This is a genomic window from Polaribacter gochangensis (genome assembly GCF_046224025.1).
In the GTDB taxonomy this organism is placed as follows: Bacteria; Bacteroidota; Bacteroidia; order Flavobacteriales; family Flavobacteriaceae; genus Polaribacter; species Polaribacter gochangensis.
In genome coordinates this window covers 196,108-213,911 of the sequence record NZ_JBJXRF010000003.1, presented here as the reverse complement: position 1 = coordinate 213,911, position 17,804 = coordinate 196,108, and the positions used below count along the sequence as shown (strand labels likewise).

At 31.0% G+C, this 17,804-nt stretch carries 18 protein-coding genes; 10 read left to right on the top strand and 8 right to left on the bottom strand.

Annotated elements, in window-relative coordinates; genetic code table 11:
• Positions 1–236 precede the first annotated feature (236 nt).
• The 6 genes from ACEWL1_RS10365 (at position 237) to ACEWL1_RS10340 (ending at position 5,344) form a co-directional block, all read left to right on the top strand.
• Positions 237–623 carry a DUF6249 domain-containing protein gene (locus ACEWL1_RS10365; RefSeq protein ID WP_409233236.1) on the top strand — a complete coding sequence of 129 codons (387 nt, stop codon included), beginning with the start codon at positions 237–239 and terminating at the stop codon, positions 621–623.
• A gap of 118 nt (positions 624–741) precedes the next feature.
• Positions 742–2,064 carry a hypothetical protein gene (locus ACEWL1_RS10360; RefSeq protein WP_409233235.1) on the top strand — a complete coding sequence of 441 codons (1,323 nt, stop codon included), beginning with the start codon at positions 742–744 and terminating at the stop codon, positions 2,062–2,064.
• A 4-nt stretch (positions 2,065–2,068) separates the two neighbouring features.
• Complete coding sequence (locus ACEWL1_RS10355) at positions 2,069–3,406, top strand: M28 family peptidase (RefSeq protein WP_409233234.1); 1,338 nt, start codon at positions 2,069–2,071, stop codon at positions 3,404–3,406.
• Positions 3,400–3,975, top strand: a complete 576-nt coding sequence (locus ACEWL1_RS10350) for a YdeI/OmpD-associated family protein (protein WP_409233233.1) — start codon at positions 3,400–3,402, stop codon at positions 3,973–3,975. Before ACEWL1_RS10355 ends, ACEWL1_RS10350 begins: the two co-directional genes overlap by 7 nt.
• 38 nt (positions 3,976–4,013) lie before the next feature.
• The gene (locus tag ACEWL1_RS10345) at positions 4,014–4,541 is read left to right on the top strand and encodes an RNA polymerase sigma factor (RefSeq protein WP_409233232.1); all 528 of its coding nucleotides are present in this window, start codon (positions 4,014–4,016) and stop codon (positions 4,539–4,541) included.
• The gene (locus ACEWL1_RS10340; RefSeq protein ID WP_409233231.1) at positions 4,541–5,344 is read left to right on the top strand and encodes an anti-sigma factor; all 804 of its coding nucleotides are present in this window, start codon (positions 4,541–4,543) and stop codon (positions 5,342–5,344) included. Before ACEWL1_RS10345 ends, ACEWL1_RS10340 begins: the two co-directional genes overlap by 1 nt.
• A gap of 126 nt (positions 5,345–5,470) precedes the next feature.
• Here the strand turns inward: ACEWL1_RS10340 and ACEWL1_RS10335 are convergent, their stop codons facing one another.
• The 4 genes from ACEWL1_RS10335 to ACEWL1_RS10320 form a co-directional block, all read right to left on the bottom strand.
• On the bottom strand, positions 5,471–7,699 hold the full coding sequence (locus ACEWL1_RS10335) for a TonB-dependent receptor (RefSeq protein WP_409233230.1): 2,229 nt from the start codon (positions 7,697–7,699) through the stop codon (positions 5,471–5,473).
• A gap of 11 nt (positions 7,700–7,710) precedes the next feature.
• Positions 7,711–9,006, bottom strand: a complete 1,296-nt coding sequence (locus ACEWL1_RS10330; RefSeq protein WP_409233229.1) for a tetratricopeptide repeat protein — start codon at positions 9,004–9,006, stop codon at positions 7,711–7,713.
• A 78-nt stretch (positions 9,007–9,084) separates the two neighbouring features.
• Entirely contained in the window at positions 9,085–9,642 is a 558-nt protein-coding gene (locus ACEWL1_RS10325) for a DUF4331 family protein (protein WP_409233228.1), read from the bottom strand.
• Between the two features lie 28 nt (positions 9,643–9,670).
• A complete protein-coding gene (locus ACEWL1_RS10320) occupies positions 9,671–10,321 on the bottom strand; it encodes a DUF4331 family protein (RefSeq protein ID WP_409233227.1) in 651 nt (216 codons plus the stop codon).
• A 181-nt stretch (positions 10,322–10,502) separates the two neighbouring features.
• Here ACEWL1_RS10320 and ACEWL1_RS10315 point away from each other — a divergent pair, with 181 nt between their 5' ends.
• The gene (locus ACEWL1_RS10315; protein WP_409233226.1) at positions 10,503–11,384 is read left to right on the top strand and encodes a TIGR01777 family oxidoreductase; all 882 of its coding nucleotides are present in this window, start codon (positions 10,503–10,505) and stop codon (positions 11,382–11,384) included.
• A 182-nt stretch (positions 11,385–11,566) separates the two neighbouring features.
• Here ACEWL1_RS10315 and ACEWL1_RS10310 read toward each other — a convergent pair whose 3' ends face one another.
• The gene (locus ACEWL1_RS10310) at positions 11,567–12,124 is read right to left on the bottom strand and encodes a 5-formyltetrahydrofolate cyclo-ligase (RefSeq protein ID WP_409233225.1); all 558 of its coding nucleotides are present in this window, start codon (positions 12,122–12,124) and stop codon (positions 11,567–11,569) included.
• 93 nt (positions 12,125–12,217) lie between these two features.
• Here ACEWL1_RS10310 and ACEWL1_RS10305 point away from each other — a divergent pair, with 93 nt between their 5' ends.
• From ACEWL1_RS10305 to ACEWL1_RS10295, 3 genes are all read left to right on the top strand, one after another.
• Positions 12,218–13,168, top strand: coding sequence for an XdhC family protein (locus ACEWL1_RS10305; RefSeq protein ID WP_409233224.1), 951 nt, complete (start codon positions 12,218–12,220; stop codon positions 13,166–13,168).
• Positions 13,169–13,315: 147 nt separating this feature from the next.
• Positions 13,316–13,660 (top strand): type II toxin-antitoxin system HigB family toxin, encoded by a 345-nt coding sequence (locus tag ACEWL1_RS10300; RefSeq protein WP_409233223.1) that lies wholly within the window; start codon positions 13,316–13,318, stop codon positions 13,658–13,660.
• 3 nt (positions 13,661–13,663) lie between these two features.
• On the top strand, positions 13,664–14,227 hold the full coding sequence (locus ACEWL1_RS10295; RefSeq protein WP_409233222.1) for a PDDEXK family nuclease: 564 nt from the start codon (positions 13,664–13,666) through the stop codon (positions 14,225–14,227).
• Positions 14,228–14,349: 122 nt separating this feature from the next.
• Here ACEWL1_RS10295 and ACEWL1_RS10290 read toward each other — a convergent pair whose 3' ends face one another.
• From ACEWL1_RS10290 to ACEWL1_RS10280, 3 genes are all read right to left on the bottom strand, one after another.
• Positions 14,350–14,973, bottom strand: coding sequence for a hypothetical protein (locus ACEWL1_RS10290; RefSeq protein ID WP_409233221.1), 624 nt, complete (start codon positions 14,971–14,973; stop codon positions 14,350–14,352).
• A gap of 112 nt (positions 14,974–15,085) precedes the next feature.
• Positions 15,086–15,517: a DUF2141 domain-containing protein gene (locus ACEWL1_RS10285; RefSeq protein WP_409233220.1), complete on the bottom strand. Its 432-nt coding sequence runs from the start codon at positions 15,515–15,517 to the stop codon at positions 15,086–15,088.
• A gap of 101 nt (positions 15,518–15,618) precedes the next feature.
• Positions 15,619–17,775 carry a TonB-dependent receptor gene (locus ACEWL1_RS10280; RefSeq protein WP_409233219.1) on the bottom strand — a complete coding sequence of 719 codons (2,157 nt, stop codon included), beginning with the start codon at positions 17,773–17,775 and terminating at the stop codon, positions 15,619–15,621.
• Between the last annotated feature and the right edge of the window lie 29 nt (positions 17,776–17,804).

The following is a 17,804-nucleotide window of genomic DNA, read 5'->3' as shown; positions in this document are numbered from 1 at the left end:
TTCGCTCGAAATGACAAAGCACTTTTGCATCCACTAAACTCAAAAAAAGAACGCACTGTCATCTCGACCGCAGCGGAGAGATCTTACTCTCAATAAACAAATAAAGATTTCTCGACTTCACTTTTTTTTACTCGAAATGACAAAGAAAATTTATTTATCTTTTTTTGTAACCTTTTCTAAAAAGACAAAGTCATATGGAATGAACGCATTAAAATTAATCATTTAAAATAACAATTATGGAAGTAGCAATCATGGCAATTATTTTTGGAAGTATATTCGGAATATTCTATTTATTCTTTTCAACTAGAAACAAAGAACGCTTAGCTTTAATAGAAAAAGGTGTAGATGCAAAAATATTTATGCAAGGAGAAAGAAGAAAAGGCGCACCTTCTTTGGCAAAAGTTTTTATATTAAACTTAGGTTTGTTAGCAATGGGAATTGGAGTCGGAATTTTATTAGGAACACTTTTAAGTTATAGCTTTGCTTATGATGGCCCTTGGAATAGCCGTCCAGAAAAATATGTGAGTCCAGAAACATTTTACGCAGCATCTATCTTTTTATGTGCAGGAGCTTCATTATTTATTGGATTTAACTTGGTAAAAAAAATGGACAAAGAAGAATAACTTCTTTCTTTAAAATTCAATTACTAAAACCATTTCATTTATGCTGAATTTATTTCAGTATCTGAAATGGTTTTTTTGTTTTTAAAAAGTCTGTATCTTTAAAGAAATTATTTTTTTAATGAATAACGATTATAAAGATAGTAAGTTTAAAAAGTTGCTAGACAAATTACAACAAGAAAGTTGGCAACTAGAATTACTGATTTCTGGTTTCGCCATTTTTGGGTTAATTACTGCTATTCCGTTTGTTAGAACGGAAATGAATGTGGCGGAAAATGACAAACAAATTTATGCCTTCGCGCTATTGTTAATTGCTTTTATAGCTTGTTGTATTTTAATTTTCAACCTATTAATTCATGTAATTCTAAGAGGTCTATGGATTGGCGCATTAGGCTTGCGTTATGTTTCTGGAGAAATAGATTTTGAAAAGCTAAACTACAGTCCAAAATTCACAAAACACCTAGAAAAGAAAATTGTTTCTTTTGATAAGTATGTTGCTACTTTAGAAAACTATTGTAGTATTTTATTTGCGGCTTCATTTTTACTCATTTTCTACGTTATTTCAATTTCTATCATTATACTTAGTATTGTTGGTATTGCAACACTAATTCTTGCTAATGATAGTTTACCAGAACTTCCAAGAATATTTATTGGTGTGTTTCTATTGTTTTTTATACTAATTGGTGCTTTTTTGGTCTTTATAGATTTCTTAACTCAAGGTTTTTTAAAAAAGAACAAATGGCTTTCTAAAATCTATTTTCCGTTTTATTGGGTGTTTAGTTATCTTAGCCTTACTTTTTTATACAGACCATTAGTTTATAATTTTTTAGATAATAAGTTTACCAAAAGGTTAAGCTTTTTTCTGGTACCATCCTATATAATAATTTCAATTCTTATCTCTTTTAAAAACAACAAAACCAACTATTTAGAATCAGCAAGATATGTGTCTTCTACATATATTGATAAAAGGAACTATGAAGATTTATTAGTTAACGGTGATGATTTTGCAAGGGTTGCCACCATTCAATCTAAAGTAATTACTGATCCTTATTTAAAAGTATTTAAAGTTTTTACAGAAAATGTAGAAAACCAAATTTATAATTATCATCCATCATTAAGGCCAAAAAATGATACAAGAGGATTTAAGTCAGATGTTATAAAATATGATTCTACAGAATCTTTGGTAAAGAGAGATAGCTTGATTAAAAAATATTTAGAAATTTTAAACAAAACACATCAAATTTATATTGATTCCATTCAGTTTGATAAAGATTTTTTAATTGCCAAGAATAATAAAAATCAATTTGGATTCGAAACTTATATCAACATTAAAAACCTTTCCGAAGGAAAACATATTCTTACATTAAAACGATTCAGAAAAAGGAAAAAAGACACTATATTAGGCACAGATATTCGTATTCCTTTTTGGTATTTTAAAAACTAAATCAATGAAAAAAACACTTACAACTTTCGCGTTATTTACAACCATTATTTTATCGGCGCAAACAGATCAAAAAATTTATGACATTATTGATAATGTCTCTGCAGATAGAATTAAAAAAGACATTAAAACGTTAACTGAATTTGGAACAAGAAACACCTTTTCAGACACCATTTCTTCAACTCGCGGAATAGGAGCCGCACGCCGTTGGATAAAATCTGAATTCGAAAACATTTCTAAAGATTGTAATGATTGTATCAATGTCTTTTATCAAAAAGATTTAGTGACTACAAAAATGGGCAATAGAGTTCCGCATGACGCTTGGATTGTAAATGTTGTTGCTGTACAAAAAGGAACAAAATATCCAAATAGATATATTATTATGAGCGGCGATATTGATTCTCGCGCAAGTAATGGATCTGATTTTACAACAGATGCTCCTGGCGCTAACGACAACGCTTCCGGAATGGCAGGAACCATTGAAGCCGCAAGAGTTTTATCAAAATATAAATTCGAGAATAGCATTATTTATGTTGGATTATCTGGAGAAGAACAAGGGTTGTTTGGAGGTGCAGGTTTGGCAAAATATGCAAAAGATAAAGGTTGGAATATTATTGGTGTTTTAAACAATGATATGATTGGAAACATTACTGGTGTTGACGGCGTCATTGACAATAGATCGTTTAGAATTTTCTCTGAACCAGTTCCTGCTAATGAAACAGAAAGACAACGTAGAGCAAGACGTTTTTATGGCGGAGAAGTTGACGGAATTTCTCGTCAATTAGCTCGTTATACACATAAAATGACAAAAACCTACCTGCCAGAAATGAATCCGATGATGATTTACAGATTAGATCGTTTTGGTCGTGGCGGACATCACAGACCTTTTAACGATTTGGGGTTTGCCGGAATCAGAATTATGGAAGCGCATGAAAATTACACACAACAACATCAAAATATTAGAGTAGAAAACGGCATTAAATACGGCGATACTTTTGAGCACGTAAACTTTGAGTATGCTAAAAAATTAACCGCCGTAAATGCAATTACAATGGCAGGTTTGGCTTCTGCTCCACCTTCACCAACAAATGTTGGAATTGGCGGTGCAGTTCAAGCATCTGTAAAATTAGAATGGGATAAAGTAAAAGGCGCTAAAGGGTATAAAATCTACTGGAGAGACACTACTTCTCCTACTTGGGATAATAGTCGTTATGTTGGCGATGTTTCTCGTTTTTTATTAGAAGGTATTGTAGTTGACAATTTCTTTTTTGGCGTTGCCGCAGTTGGAAAAGATGGACACGAAAGTGTGGTTGTTTTTCCTTCTAAGATTATTAGAAAATGGTAATAAAACCAGAACTCTATTTTAAAAATGATCTTGAATGGAGAAAATGGCTAGAGGAAAATCACAGTTCCTCTAAAGGCGTTTATTTAATTTTCTATAAAGTAGAAAACAGCGAAAAATCCATGCGTTGGGAAGAAGCTGTAAAAGTTGCTTTGTGTTTTGGCTGGATAGATTCTACCGTGAAAAGTTTAGGAAACGGAAAAAGAAAACAAACATTTAGCCCAAGAAACGACAAAAGCGTTTGGAGCGCTTTAAACAAAAGGCATATCAAAGAGTTAGTAAAAAATAATTTAATGCATGCTTCTGGGTTAGATAAAATTAAAATCGCTAAACAAAATGGCTCATGGACGGCTTTAGATGCCGTGGAAAAAGGAATTATTCCTGATGACTTACAACAAGAATTCGATCATAAATCAACAGCATATTCAAACTATAAAAACTTTGCTCCAAGTTATAGAAAAAGCTATTTGTATTGGTTGCATCAAGCTAAAAGAGAAGCTACAAGAGAAAAAAGAATTTCTGAAATTATTTTACTTTGCGAAAAGAATATAAAATCTAGAGGAGATTGGTAATTGTTTTTAGTATTTTACAGCCTCTTAAAAACTAATAGATGCAATTAGAAGAACTTGTTGTTCAATTTAAAAATAAAGATGTAAAAGCTTTTGAAACCTTATATGAAATGTACCATAAAAGTGTACAAGGTGTAGTTTTTAATATTGTCAGAGATAAAGAATCTGCAGAAGAAATTGCGCAAGATGTTTTTATCAAAGCCTGGAACAATGCAGATTCTTATGCTGCAAGAAAGGGTCGTTTTTTTACTTGGATTATCAACATTGCTAGAAATGCAGCCATAGATAAAACGCGTTCTAAAAATTTTAAGAACAATTCTAAAAACCTTGATGCCCAAATTTTCGTAGATATATTAGAGACACATGATAGTTTAGATTCAAAAACGGATGCTATCGGGATTAGAAACTTTGTAAATAAGTTAAAAGATAAATGTATTAAAGTAATTGAACTTTTATATTTTAAAGGATTTACTCAAAAAGAAGTTTCTGAAAGTTTAGATGTTCCGTTAGGAACTATTAAAACAAGAAATAGAAATTGTATCAATGAGCTAAGACTCATGCTAAAATAATGACAAAAAACGAACACATAGAATCTGGAATATTAGAGCTTTATATTGCGGGTGCGCTTTCTGAAAAAGAAAACGAACAAGTATATCGTTTACTACAAGAACATCCAGAGATATTAGAAGAAATTAGAGAAATAGAAAAAACCATTTCTACACTAACTTCTAGTGTTGCGCCAAAAGAAACAGAAAATTCTTTTAAAAATATTTTAATAAAAATGATTCAGGATAAAGAAACTACTCCTAAAGTAGTTTCTTTATCAAAATCAACAAATAACTGGGCAAAATATTCTGGTTGGGCAGCAGCAATAATTGTTGGCTCCACACTTGCTTATTCTGTTTATAATACTACTAATTTAAACAACAAACTAGAAGCAATAAGCACAGAAAAACAGCAATTTGAGTTGCAATTAGAAAAAGCATCAACAGATTTAGCGCAGAACAAAAAATTACTGACAATAATTAGAGATAAAAATATTATTTCGATTCCGTTACAAGGGCAAAAAGTTTTTCCAGAAGCGTACGCAAAAGTTTATTGGGATAAAAAAACGCAGAATATTTATTTAGACGCGCAAGGTTTACCAAATCCACCAGAAGGAAAAGTATATCAGGTTTGGTCTTTAAAACTAAATCCGTTGTCGCCAACAAGTTTAGGAACCATCGATAATTTTACTGCAGATGCAAATAAGATTTTTTCAATTGAAAACCCTAACCAATCTCAAGCATTCGGAATTACCTTAGAACCAGAAGGAGGAAGCAAATCTCCAACACTAGATCAATTGTATACTTTAGGTGCAGTAAGCCCTTAAAGAGAAGATTTTACACATGAAAATAGCCGCTTTAAAAGCGGCTATTTTTTTGTTATTATTTGAATCCTTCAAAACCAGATAATAACAAAGGTTGATTAAAATCCCCCGATTAAATCAACTGTATTTTTAAAATGTATAGCTAACTGATAGTTTTGCTGAAAATGGTGTTCCTGGTGTAAAATGGATTTCTTCTACAGGATTTACTTCGTTTTTTAATCTAGATGCTGTTGCAAACTGAGTTTCGTTCCACGCAACATCAAATAAATTCTCAAAAGAAATACCCAATGTTATGTTGTTCATTTTATAATTTAAATTCGCATCAGCAACAAAATATCCTTCTGCTACAATAGAATTGTCTTCGTTTGCAGCTCTATCTCCAATATATTTATAGTTAATTCCGCCAGAAAAATTATGGTAATTATTTACTGATAATCCGCCAGTTAAAGTAACTTTTGGAGCTAACGGAATGTAATCTTGCCCCGCAACTTCTTCTACACTTCTTGCTTTAGTAAAAGTTGCATCTGTATTAAAGTACAACCAATCTGCAAATTGATAACGAATTCCTACATCTAAACCATAACGTTCAGATTTTCCTGATGGTTCTACAATTCCGGCATCACCTACATACACAAATTCTTCCTCAGAAAATAAATACCAAAGTGCTGTGTTTACAATTAATTTTGATGTTGGTTTCCAACTATTTCCAACATCTAAACCATAAGCTCTTGGCAATGTTTTATTGGTTTGTTTTACAACTACACGCGTGTCGTTAGAGTGAAAACCAATTCCTGATTTCACAAACCATTGTACATTTTCATTTGGTGTGTAGGTAAAGTTTAACTTCGGATTTACAATTGCTTTAGATGCCGATTCACTTGTGTAAGTTGGTTGTAAAGCATCATTATATTGAAAATCTAAATAATCTAAACGCAGAGCTGGTGCAATTGTAAAGTTTCCAAATTCAAATTCAGCATTTAAAAACGCATAGTAATTGGTTTGATTTACATCACCTAACTGAATATTATTAAGCAATGTTTTTCTGTTTAGTGTGTGCGATAATTCAACTTTTTTTACAATATCAGTTCTTAAACCTGTTCCTGCTGTTAAGATTACATCAATATCAGAAATGTTTGTACTCTTTTTAAACTGCGAATTAAATCCAAAGATATCTCTATCTTCTTGTTGCTTAATTTGATCTCCATTTATTGGATCCTCTAAAAAGAACGTAAAGTTTGAAAACAGTTTAAAAGCATATTTTGTATAAAAAACGTTGGTTTGTAATTCTACATTATCATCCAAGGTTTTATTGTATTGAAAATTTAAATTTGTTCTAGATGTTTCTCCTCCTTCGGTATCATCAATTGATCCAAAACGAGTAATATTTTTATTGTCAATTTCTCTTTGCGGAATTTGCCCAGAAGCATCCCATTTGCTTGTAAAATGAGAAGCTGTTAATGTAAATTTACTGTTGTCTTTTAAGTATGTATTGTATTTACTAAACAAATTAATTCGGCTAAAGTTTTGAGGCGATTCTACAAATCCATCAGTTGCTAAATATTCTAAAGCAACGTAAGCACTTTCATTACTTTTATTCCCTAATAAATTAAACATTCCTAAGGTTCTAAAAGTATTAAATTGACCAATACCAATGTTAATTTGACTTTTTTGTATTGCTGATTTAGTTTTAAAATCTACGTATCCAGCCGTATTAAAATCTCCATGATTTGCATAATAAGGTCCTTTACCAAAATTAATTTTTTGAATGGTTTCTGGAATCACAAAATGCAAATCGCTATATCCTTGTCCGTGCGCATGAGAAACCATATTTACTGGCATTCCGTCTACAGACAAACTTAAATCTGTTCCGTGATCTATATCAAAACCTCGTAAAAATATTTGTTCTGCTTTTCCTCCACCAGCATGTTGACCGATAAATAAACCTGGAACTTTTTGTAAAATATCTTGCGATGAATTTACTGGATTTTTAGCCAAATCTATTTTTACAACAGTTTGTATTGGATCCATTTTTTTAGTCAACATCAGCTCATCTAATAAAAACACTTTGGTTTCTAAAATTAACGTTGTGCTGTTTTTAAGCTGAGTGTCATTTAAAGTAAATTGTAGTTTTTTATAACCTAAGATTCCTACTTCAATAACATCTCCAACTTTACTGTTTTCTAAAATAAAATCTCCATTAATTTTTGTGTGTGTATGACTATTTGATGTAGTGTTATATACGTAAACATTTTCTAAAGGTTCTTTATCTGTATTTACAATTCGACCAGAAAATTGCTGTGCAAAACTCTGTAAACTAAGTAGCACTGTAGATACTGTAAGTAAAATTTTTGTTTTCAAGATAGCTATTTTTAAATATTTCTAATTCTTTTTACCATTAACGGGCCTAACTCAAAAGCACTTTCTAACAATTCTTTTTTAATCTTTAAAGCCTTTTTTGTATAACCGTTTACTTTGTAAATTTCTGCTAAATGATATTGCGCTTCTGGCTCAAATGTTTTTCCAACTACATAAGAATTCATTAATTCTAATGCTTTAGTATATTCTTTGGTTTGAAAATAATACCACGCCAATAAATCATAAGATTGTGGAGTTGGTCTGTTTTCAATTTCCTTTTGAATAATTGCCAGAGCTTCGGCTTTTTTATCAAACTCTTCTAAAAATAGTTTGGCATTGTATTGATTATACATATCGCCATAAAGGTCATTATTTACAGCTAACAAATATAAGTTTAGGTTTTCGTTTTTACTTGTTAAATTATTCTTAAACTCGGCAATTTCTGCCTTTAACAAATAATAATCTGGAGAGGTGTTTTCTTTAGAAATCGAATTTAAAATTCGCAATGCTTCCTCTGGATTTTTTTCATGAGAATACACAATCCAAGCAATTCCTTTTTTTGCATACGAATTATTAGCATCTAATTTTAAAGACTTTAAATAAAAAATATATGCTTTTTTAATTTCATTATTATGACCATAATAATCTGCTAAATTTGTGTAAGACCAAATTTTTAAATTTGTGTTATTTGAAGATTCAGCAATTTCAGTTGCCTTTTCCATAAAATGGATTGCAGCACCTAAATCGCCCATATGGTCGTTCCATTTAGAATCTCTAATCAAATAATCAAAATCTGAAAAACTTTTAATTTTTGTTAAATAACTTTCTGCTTCTGTATAATTTCCTAGCTCTAAATGGATATCAAAAAGCATTTTTTGAGTAGCTTTTAAATTATCTCCTAAAGTTTCTGCTTTTTTTACCAACCCTAAAGCTTCTTTAAATTTATGCTGAGAAATATAATTTCTAGCCAAAGCTCTTAAACTCCCAGAGTTTGTATACTTGGTTTTACTGTTTAATTCTTCTAATTTCTTTTCTGCATTTACTAAATACTTTATGTTTCCATCAGATGAAAAAAGTAGTGTATTTGCGCTTGCAATCTTCCCTAAATATGGATATTGACTTGGTTGTTTTTGAAGTTTTTCTTGCCAAAAGACAAGCTCTTTTTGGGCTGTTATTTTTGAAGTATTTTTCGATAAATTTAAATACCTATCGTAATCGCTTTTGTGTGTAATTGTAGCATTATTTTTTGTTGAACAACTAAGTAAAACAAAAATAAATAATGCAAAAAATATAGTTTGTTGGGTTTTCATTTTTCGAAGGATTTTAATTCATAATTCGTATTTAAAATTGGCTGTATATTACAACAGCCAATTTTTAAATTCTGCTTTTTACCAAGGCGAAGCCAAGTAAGGAAACGATGTTAAAAAAGTTTTATCATTTGCATCTACATGATCATCTGATAATGTTGGGTTTTCAGAAAAATCTTCTCCTCCAAAAATCAATAACAATTCTACAGTAATAACATCATCTGCCAACGCTCTACCTGTTAACACATTGGTACCGTCATAAAAAGTAGTTGTTCCGTCTAAAGAAACCGTTAATACATCGGTTGCCAAAACGCTTGTAAAAGTTGCAGCGTCTAACATTAATGCATTTTTATCACCTGCATTTGCGTAGGCCGGACTTAACGCTTTTAAATTTGTTTCGAACATTGTTTGAAACGCAGCTCCTTGCTGAGAAGGAATTGTAGTATTAAAAGCATCTTTCATATTTGAATCTACAAATACAGTATTAATTGCTGGTCTTCCCATTTGATCTTTTTGAACAAAAGTTCCAGAAAAATCAATTGATACTTCTTCCATCATTGCATCCTCTTTAGTACAACTTGCAAAAGCAATTACTGCTACTACTAAGATTGATACGTATTTCATATTTTTAAGTTTCATAATTTTAAGTTTTAAAGTTGATATTTTATTATTGTTTTACTTTTGATTCTACCCAAGTATTAATAGTTCCTGTTCCGCCAATCATAGATTTTGGAACTTCAACTACAATAGATAAAACATTTGTTCCTGCAAAAGTATCTGCTCCAGGATTGTTAAAGCTTGTTGCTCTACCTCCAATAATTTCTCCGTATTGCGCAAAATCCATAAAGAAAGGATCGTCTCTTGGACCAGCAAAATATTTCATTTCTCCTTTTGTTCCTATAATTGCACTTGCTCCGTATGGCGTAATTGCTACTCCATATTCAGAATCATCTGTAGGAATTGTACTATTTACACCAGTACTATTTGGCATAAACGGACCGAAGAAATACATTTTTCCGTTTCTTGGAATTGCTTGTATTACCCAATCTTCAATTTTGTCATCGTTGGTATCAATGTTAAATTCTACCAAAACGTTTTCGTCAAATTTTGCTGTTTGCGATGCCATCGGACTTAATAACCCTTGTACGTTGGCAACAAAAACTAAATTGTTGGTGTTTTCACCTTGAAAGGCGTAAAAATCGGTGATGTCACTTGAACCACCTGAGACTGCTGGAGCATCAATATGATCTGCTGCATATAAGATTAAACCTAATACTGCAAATGCGCATGTTCCAATAATTAATTTCATTTTTTTCATGATTGTAAATTTTAGTTAATTACTTATTTACCTCTACTTACGAGAAAATGAAAGACACGGTTTTATTTTTTTTGATAAAAATGAATTTTATTTAAAAAATAAATTATAAATACTTGATTTTATGCAATTTAAGTGATGAAAAAATAATTATTTTTTTTATGAAAAGAATCCTTATTTTTGAATGATGGCTACAATTTTAATTACAGGAGGAACTGGAATGGTTGGAAAACTACTTGCAGAAAAATTGACTGACAAAAAATATACTGTTCGTATTTTAACAAGAACTCCAAAAGAAAAAAACGAATTTTCTTGGGATATTTCTAATAATTTTATTGATGAAAAAGCATTTGAAAACCTTGATTACATCATTCATTTAGCTGGCGCAGGAATTGCCGATAAAAGATGGACATCCAAAAGAAAAGAAGAAATTATTATTAGCAGAACAAAATCTACACAACTATTATTAGATAAAGTACAAGAGTTAAAAGTGCCGCTTCGTGGTTTTATTTCTGCATCTGCTGTTGGTTATTACGGCGCAATTACTTCAAAGAAAATTTTCACAGAAAACGATGTTTCTGCAAACGACTTTTTAGGTGAAGTTTGTCAGCTTTGGGAAAATGCTGTTTTAAAGTTTGATAAAATTGCTGTTCCAACTACAATTTTTAGACTCGGAATTGTATTGAGTAAAAAAGGCGGAGCGTTAGAAAAAATGAAAACACCAATTATTACTCCAATTGCAAACGGAAAACAATATATCCCTTGGGTTGACATCAATGACTTAACAGACATGTTCGTTTTTGCTATTGACAATAAGCTAACAGGAATTTTTAATGCTGTTGCTCCAGAAGAACAAACCAGCTATACGTTTACAAAACTATTGGCTAAAAAAACAAAAAGACCGTTTCTACCAATTGGAGTTCCTGCTTTTTTATTGAAACTAATTTTTGGTGAATTGTCAATAATATTAACAACCGGAAGTAGAGTTTCTTCTAAAAAAATAGAAAACACAGGTTTTCAGTTTGCTCATAAAAAATTAGAAAGCTCTTTAAACAATTTATTCTAAAACTTAAGAGAAAGTAATAATTCTAAATTGTATTAAAACGTAAGTTCGAGTGATTATGAGGAACGTAAAATTGTATCGAAAACTTTTTAAATGATAAAATTCTTATTCTCGATACAAAATTCACTCATTTCAATCGTGAAATTCACTCGAACTGACAGAATTTTATTAAAATGGACAACGAGTTAAACTAATTCTTTTACTAAAATTCGATCCATACAAACATCGTGGTTTTCTTTAGGAACTGAAGTTACTTCTTGAAACGGATAAAAAATTCCGATTTTAAAAGTAGTTGGATGCTGCGCTAAAAAGGTATCGTAATACCCGCCGCCATAACCCAATCTAAAATTTTGATGATCAAAAGCCAAACCTGGCACGATAATCAAATCATAATTTCCAGAATAAATGCTAGAATTTGCTGGATGAGACGTACCAAAAACACCTTTTTCAATAGCTTCTAAAGCATGTAATTCTAAATTTTCTAATTGACGTTTTGGCAACGTTTTTGGAGAAATAATTTTAATTCCTTTTACTAATGCACTTTGTATAAATGGACGAATATCAATTTCTGTTCCCATTGGCAAATAGGCATGAACCACTTTTACATTTCGTTCTTTTACCAATTTTTCTAGTTCAGCACAAATCCATAAATCATATTCTTTTTTAGCTTTAGATCTATTTCTTGCACGTTTTTTATACATTTCTTTTCGCAAAGCATCTTTTTCTTCTAAAATTGGCTCCATGTAAAATTCTTTTAATCCAAAGATAAATGAAATTCACTAAAAACTCATTTTGTAGTATGTGCATTTTTGTATATTGCTAACATAAATAGAACTATGGATTTTTGGCAACAACTTTTAACACAATTACAACAAGATAAAAAGGTTTATCTCTTAACGGTGATCGAAAATTTTGGAAGTTCGCCTGGCAGAAAAGGATTTAAAATGCTGGTTGCTGATGATGGATTTATTTTTGGTTCTGTTGGCGGTGGCGTAATGGAATTTACCTTAGTAGAAGAAGTAAAAGAATTGTTGCAAAAAGAAAATCAACCTATATTTTTCAAAAAACAAATTCACCAAGGAAACGGAAAAGACAAATCTGGAATGATTTGTTCTGGTGAACAAACGGTGGTTTTTCATCCGTTACAAACTACCGATATTCAACTTGTAGAAAATATTTTAAACTGCATCTACAATAACGAATCACAAACTTTATATTTTACTCCAAACGGAATTCAGCTTTCAAAAAATACTTGTACCAATAAATACGAAACACAAATAGAATCTGAAAACGAATGGACATTTAAAGAACATATTGGCTTTAAAGAAACACTGTATATTGTTGGTGGCGGACATGTTGGTTTGGCGGTTTCTAAACTGTTTCGATTCTTAAACTTTACGGTTGTAGTTTTTGATAACAGAGATCATTTAAATACCTTAGAATCAAACACTTTTGCGCATCAAAAACACGTAATTGAGTATACAAAAATTGCCGATTTCATTAAAAAAGGAAACGATAGTTATGTAGCAATTATGACCAATAAATATACAGATGATAAATTGGTATTGAGTCAATTGCTACGAAACAACTACGCCTATGTTGGTGTTTTAGGAAGCAAAGCCAAACTAAAAATCATGTGGGAAGTTTTACTAAAAGAAGGTTTTAAACAAGAAGAACTTGATGCCGTTTTTGCGCCAATTGGAATTCATATTAAAAGTGAAACTCCAGAAGAAATTGCAATTAGTATTGCCGCAGAAATTATACAAACTAAAAATAAAGCGCTGTAATTTAGCTTGTTTCTAATCTCTTTTTTTGATAACTTCGCTAACTGCTGATATAAATCATTGAAACGTTCGATATCATATAAATTAGCATTAATTTAACAATAGTTCGGAAATAATCCGAACTTTATTATTACCTTTGTGTATATTATTATGAAACTAATTGGTAAGAAAAGGCTCGTGAAGCTTAAAAACAAAAACAAAGGAAACACCAAATTAGTCAAAGCTATTGATATTTTGATTCAGGAAATTGAATTAGGAAATTGGGCAAATGGAGAAGAATTAAAGAAGGACAGACCAGATGTTGATTGTGTCCACAATGACGGTTTCTATTTTTTCGACCTAAATATTCACCGCACATTAATTTTGATTGAATTTGATGAAGATGGTGAAGCAACTATCGTTTGGGCTGGAACTCATAAAGAATATGATTCCGTGTTTAAAGGTAACAAAAACACCATCAAAAAATGGCTTAGAGTAAATGAGTATATAGACTAGATTATGAATACACAGTTTGATATTGAAAAAGTTTTGGAAGCTGGAAAGCTTAAAAACGAGTTGGAGCTTGAAAGAGCTATGATTGCTGACAGAAAGCTACGAATTCTTTGCAAAGAGAATTCTAAGCTCAAACCTGTGCGCAAACAATTAAGAGATTTAATAGAAAAGTATGAAGCCAAGAATTGGTCTTCATCAGAAATTGATGACGTTAAATTGAAAGAAAGCGATTTAGCCGAATTAATAGCAGAAAAAGAACGTCAGTTCACTTATCGTAGAAAAGAATTGATTAAGAAACAATTAAAAAAATTCGACCTAATTCAACAAGATTTAATGACTCTTTTAGGACATAATAGCAAAACCCATATGTCTGAATTAATGAATGGAATTTCTCCTTTCACATTAAATGATTTAATAGTAATTAACCGCCTTTTAAAAATAGACCTAACTGATTTAGTCCCAACAACAATTTCACAAAAACGAAGAAGTCAAATAAAAAAATCTATCCAGGTAATTGGAACAAAAAAAATCAAACTAAGTTCTGAGGATTTTGATTTGGCTATGGTGTAAAAACTAACATCAAAAAAACCTAAAATACATTAAAAAACAGTTTAACCAAAGCGTTTGTAAATCACAAAAAACCTTCATCATTTCTGATGAAGGTTTTTAAATTCAATTAATTATAAAACTATTTATTTCCCACATTGTTTCAAAGCTTCTTGCGCTCTTTCAATGCCACCAAAAGGATGAAACTTTCCTTTTTGCTTTTCCGTTTTAAACAATTCTATAGAACGTTCTATTTCTTTACAAAATGGTTTGGTAGATTGTCCAAAAAATGCTGCTCCGCCAATATCCCATTGTGCTTTTCCTAAAACAACTCTTGGGTTGTTTGGTGCAATTTTTAAAGCTGCATTGTATAATTGTATGTTCTCACCAGATAATGTCATTCCGTATTTTTGTCCGTCAAAAGCAACATACACCGTGTTTAATAAAGCTTGTGTAATCATTATTTCTGGATTGCTTTTAGAACGTGTATTTGCATCGTCTAACAACGCTTGTGCTTTGTCTAAATGTGTTTTTAACTTTGTTTCGTCTTTGATAGCAAAACCGTCAATAATCATTATTGTTGCTGCATAGTATGGTGGTAACCAATTGTCTTTTTCTGCGGATGCAATTCTTTCAAAAAGCTGAACAGCTTCCGTATTTTTTTGTTGTCCCCAAAGTTCAAATGCTTTGGTCATTCCTTTTTCATATTGTGTTTGAGCAAAACTGTTTGCTGCAAAAATGATTGCTACTACTAGAGTTATTTTTTTCATTTTTAAATATTTTAGTTTGTTTATAATGATTACTGATATTGCGAGAAATTTTAATTTGGTGGCAATCTCATTAATTTAAAAGATTGCTTCATTTCATTCGCAATAACGATAGTTATTCTACTTTTATAGCGATTGTAATGTCTTTGGTTACACTAAACTTTGAGTCTTTATATTTTGGCGGTCCCATAAATCCTGTTGCGCCGTTAGACATTCCTATTGGTTCTTTCGGAATTCCGAAGATTTTAGTGTCTAGTTTTTTATTGTTATTTTCATCATGAAAAACTGAAATCGCATAAATTCCGTTTTCAATATTCTTAAAAACTGCGGTTGCTTTTTTAGCAGATACTTTTACAATTTTTCCTTTAAAACTTTTCTTTAAAAAATCTTTTTCAGAATTGTACAAGGCTACAAAAACGTCACCTTTGTCCGATTTCATTCCAGAGATTGTTATTGTAAGTGTGTTTGCTTCTTTTTCTTGAGCAAATGCTTGTGAAAAGAAAAAACTTGTGATGATAAGTACGAACGTTAAAATTACTTTTTGCAAAATGTTTGATTTTTATTTCTGTTCAAATATCTAATTATTTAAAGCCCTAAAAATATATTTATAACCGAATTGTTGTTTTCTATGACTGAGTTGTAATCAATTTATAAATTCTTTAATTGATTGTCATTTTTGTTATCACTTATCGTCCAAAAGAAACCTACAAAGAAGAATCTATCAGCAGATGGAGTTATCGCTCTACGATCAAATTTTCCTTGTGCGTTTTGTTGATTTGAATATTGATATCCGTTGATGTTTTTAGTTCCCAACACATTACTTACAGATACATACAGTATTTTTTGTTGACTAATTAAATACGCCCAATTGGCATTTAACGCGTTGTAACTTTTTGTTTGATCGTTTAAAAATCCTGTTATATTTGGATTTGTAAAATTTCTACCAGAAGCGTAATTATAACTAAATCCTATTTGACTTTTCCAATCAGATATAAAGTGCTTTACAACCACAGACAAATTATGTTTTGCCACAAAATTGGGCGTTGCAGAAGCAGCATAATTTTTATAATCTCTTTTGGTGTCTAAGAAAGAATAAGAAACCCAATAATCTGTATTTTTAAAGCTTTTATTATCTCTCCAAAAAACATCCAATCCTTTTGCATATCCAAAGCCATTATTAGAATAATTTGATGTTGGCAAGGTAAAATCGGTATCGTATTTTACCAAGTCGTTGTACTTTTTATAATACGCTTCAACTCTTAAAATTTTCTTTTCTTTTACATATTGATAATTGGCAATTAGATGAGATGTGTTTTCTGCTTTAAAATTACTGTTGAATCTTAAATATTCACTATTTGGATTTTGATAAAACTGTCCGTATGCCAACGAAAACTGTCCATTTTCACTCGCTTTATATGCTAATGAAAGTCTTGGCGAAAGTGTAAGCTCTTTTAATAATTGCGAATATTCTGATCTCAATCCAATTTTTGCGGCAACATTTTTAGAGAAAAAAACATCTAGTTCTGCAAAGGTTCCAAAAATGTTATTGTCAAATCCGTAGTTATAATTCCCAACATTTGTGCTTGTATAAGCTTCTTTAAAATTGGTCATAAAATATTCTGCACCAACATTTAGTTTCACTCTATTGTTTATGTTTCTTTTGAAACGCACTTTAAAATGTGCCGAATTTTCGTCATTTGTAACTTCATCAGCTTCTAACTTTATATCAGAATGATCGTTTGTGAATGACAAACCAGTTAAAAAGGTCCAATTATTTTTTAAAAACCCTTTGTAAGAAGTATTAAAATATACGTTTCTATTTTTTAATCCAAAACGAAATCCGTTTGGTAAATTGATATCTTCTTGGGTTACATCTAAATCTGAATAACTAAAAGCTCCGTACATTTTTAACATTCCGTCATTTTTCATTTTCTGACGATAAATCATTTCTCCGCCTAAAGCTTCTGGTGATTTATGCCAAACTTCATTGTCTGGAAAAGCTGCATTATATGGTGCCAAATTTATATATGATGCGTTTACACTTAACGATTTATGATCCCAAATTTGTGTGTTTCCTAAACCCAAACCAAGTGTCATAAAAGACAAATCTGTTTTTTCTTCTGTGGGTTCATCAATAGAATTTAACAACAAAACACTCGACAATGCTTGTCCGTATTCAGCAGAATATCCACCAGTAGAAAATGTAATTCCTTTGAATAAAAACGGAGATAATCGTCCGCGAGTTGGAATGTTATTTGGTGTTGGAGAATACGGCGTAAAAACTCTAATTCCGTCTACAAAAATTTGCGTTTCACCAGCATCACCTCCACGCACAAAAAGGCGTCCATCTTCAGAAACATTTGTGGTTCCAGGCAATGTTTGTAAAGCCGCAACAAAATCGCCCATTGCACCAGCTGTTGTTACAATATCTAATGGTTTTAAAGCGGTTACTTTTGCGTTGTCTCCGGCCTCAAGAGATCCAGCATTTATATTTACAGCATCTAAAGTATTTACATCTTCTCTTAATTTTATCAGCAATTTAGAGAATGTTTTTACATCCGCGGTTTTAGAATATGATACATATGAAATAAACGAAATTTTTAAGGTTTGAATTCCTTTTTCTGAAGTTGTAAAAGAAAATTCTCCTTTTTTGCTAGTTGATGTTCCGTCATAAGTGCCATCTAAAAAAACATTTGCACCAATAATTGGTTCTCCTTTTTTATCTGTTACTTTACCCGAAACTGTGGTTTGTGCTGCTAAAGAAATTTGGCAAATTGCGATGATAAAAAATAATAGTCGTTTCATGTTTATGAATTATTTTGTTTGTTTGATGC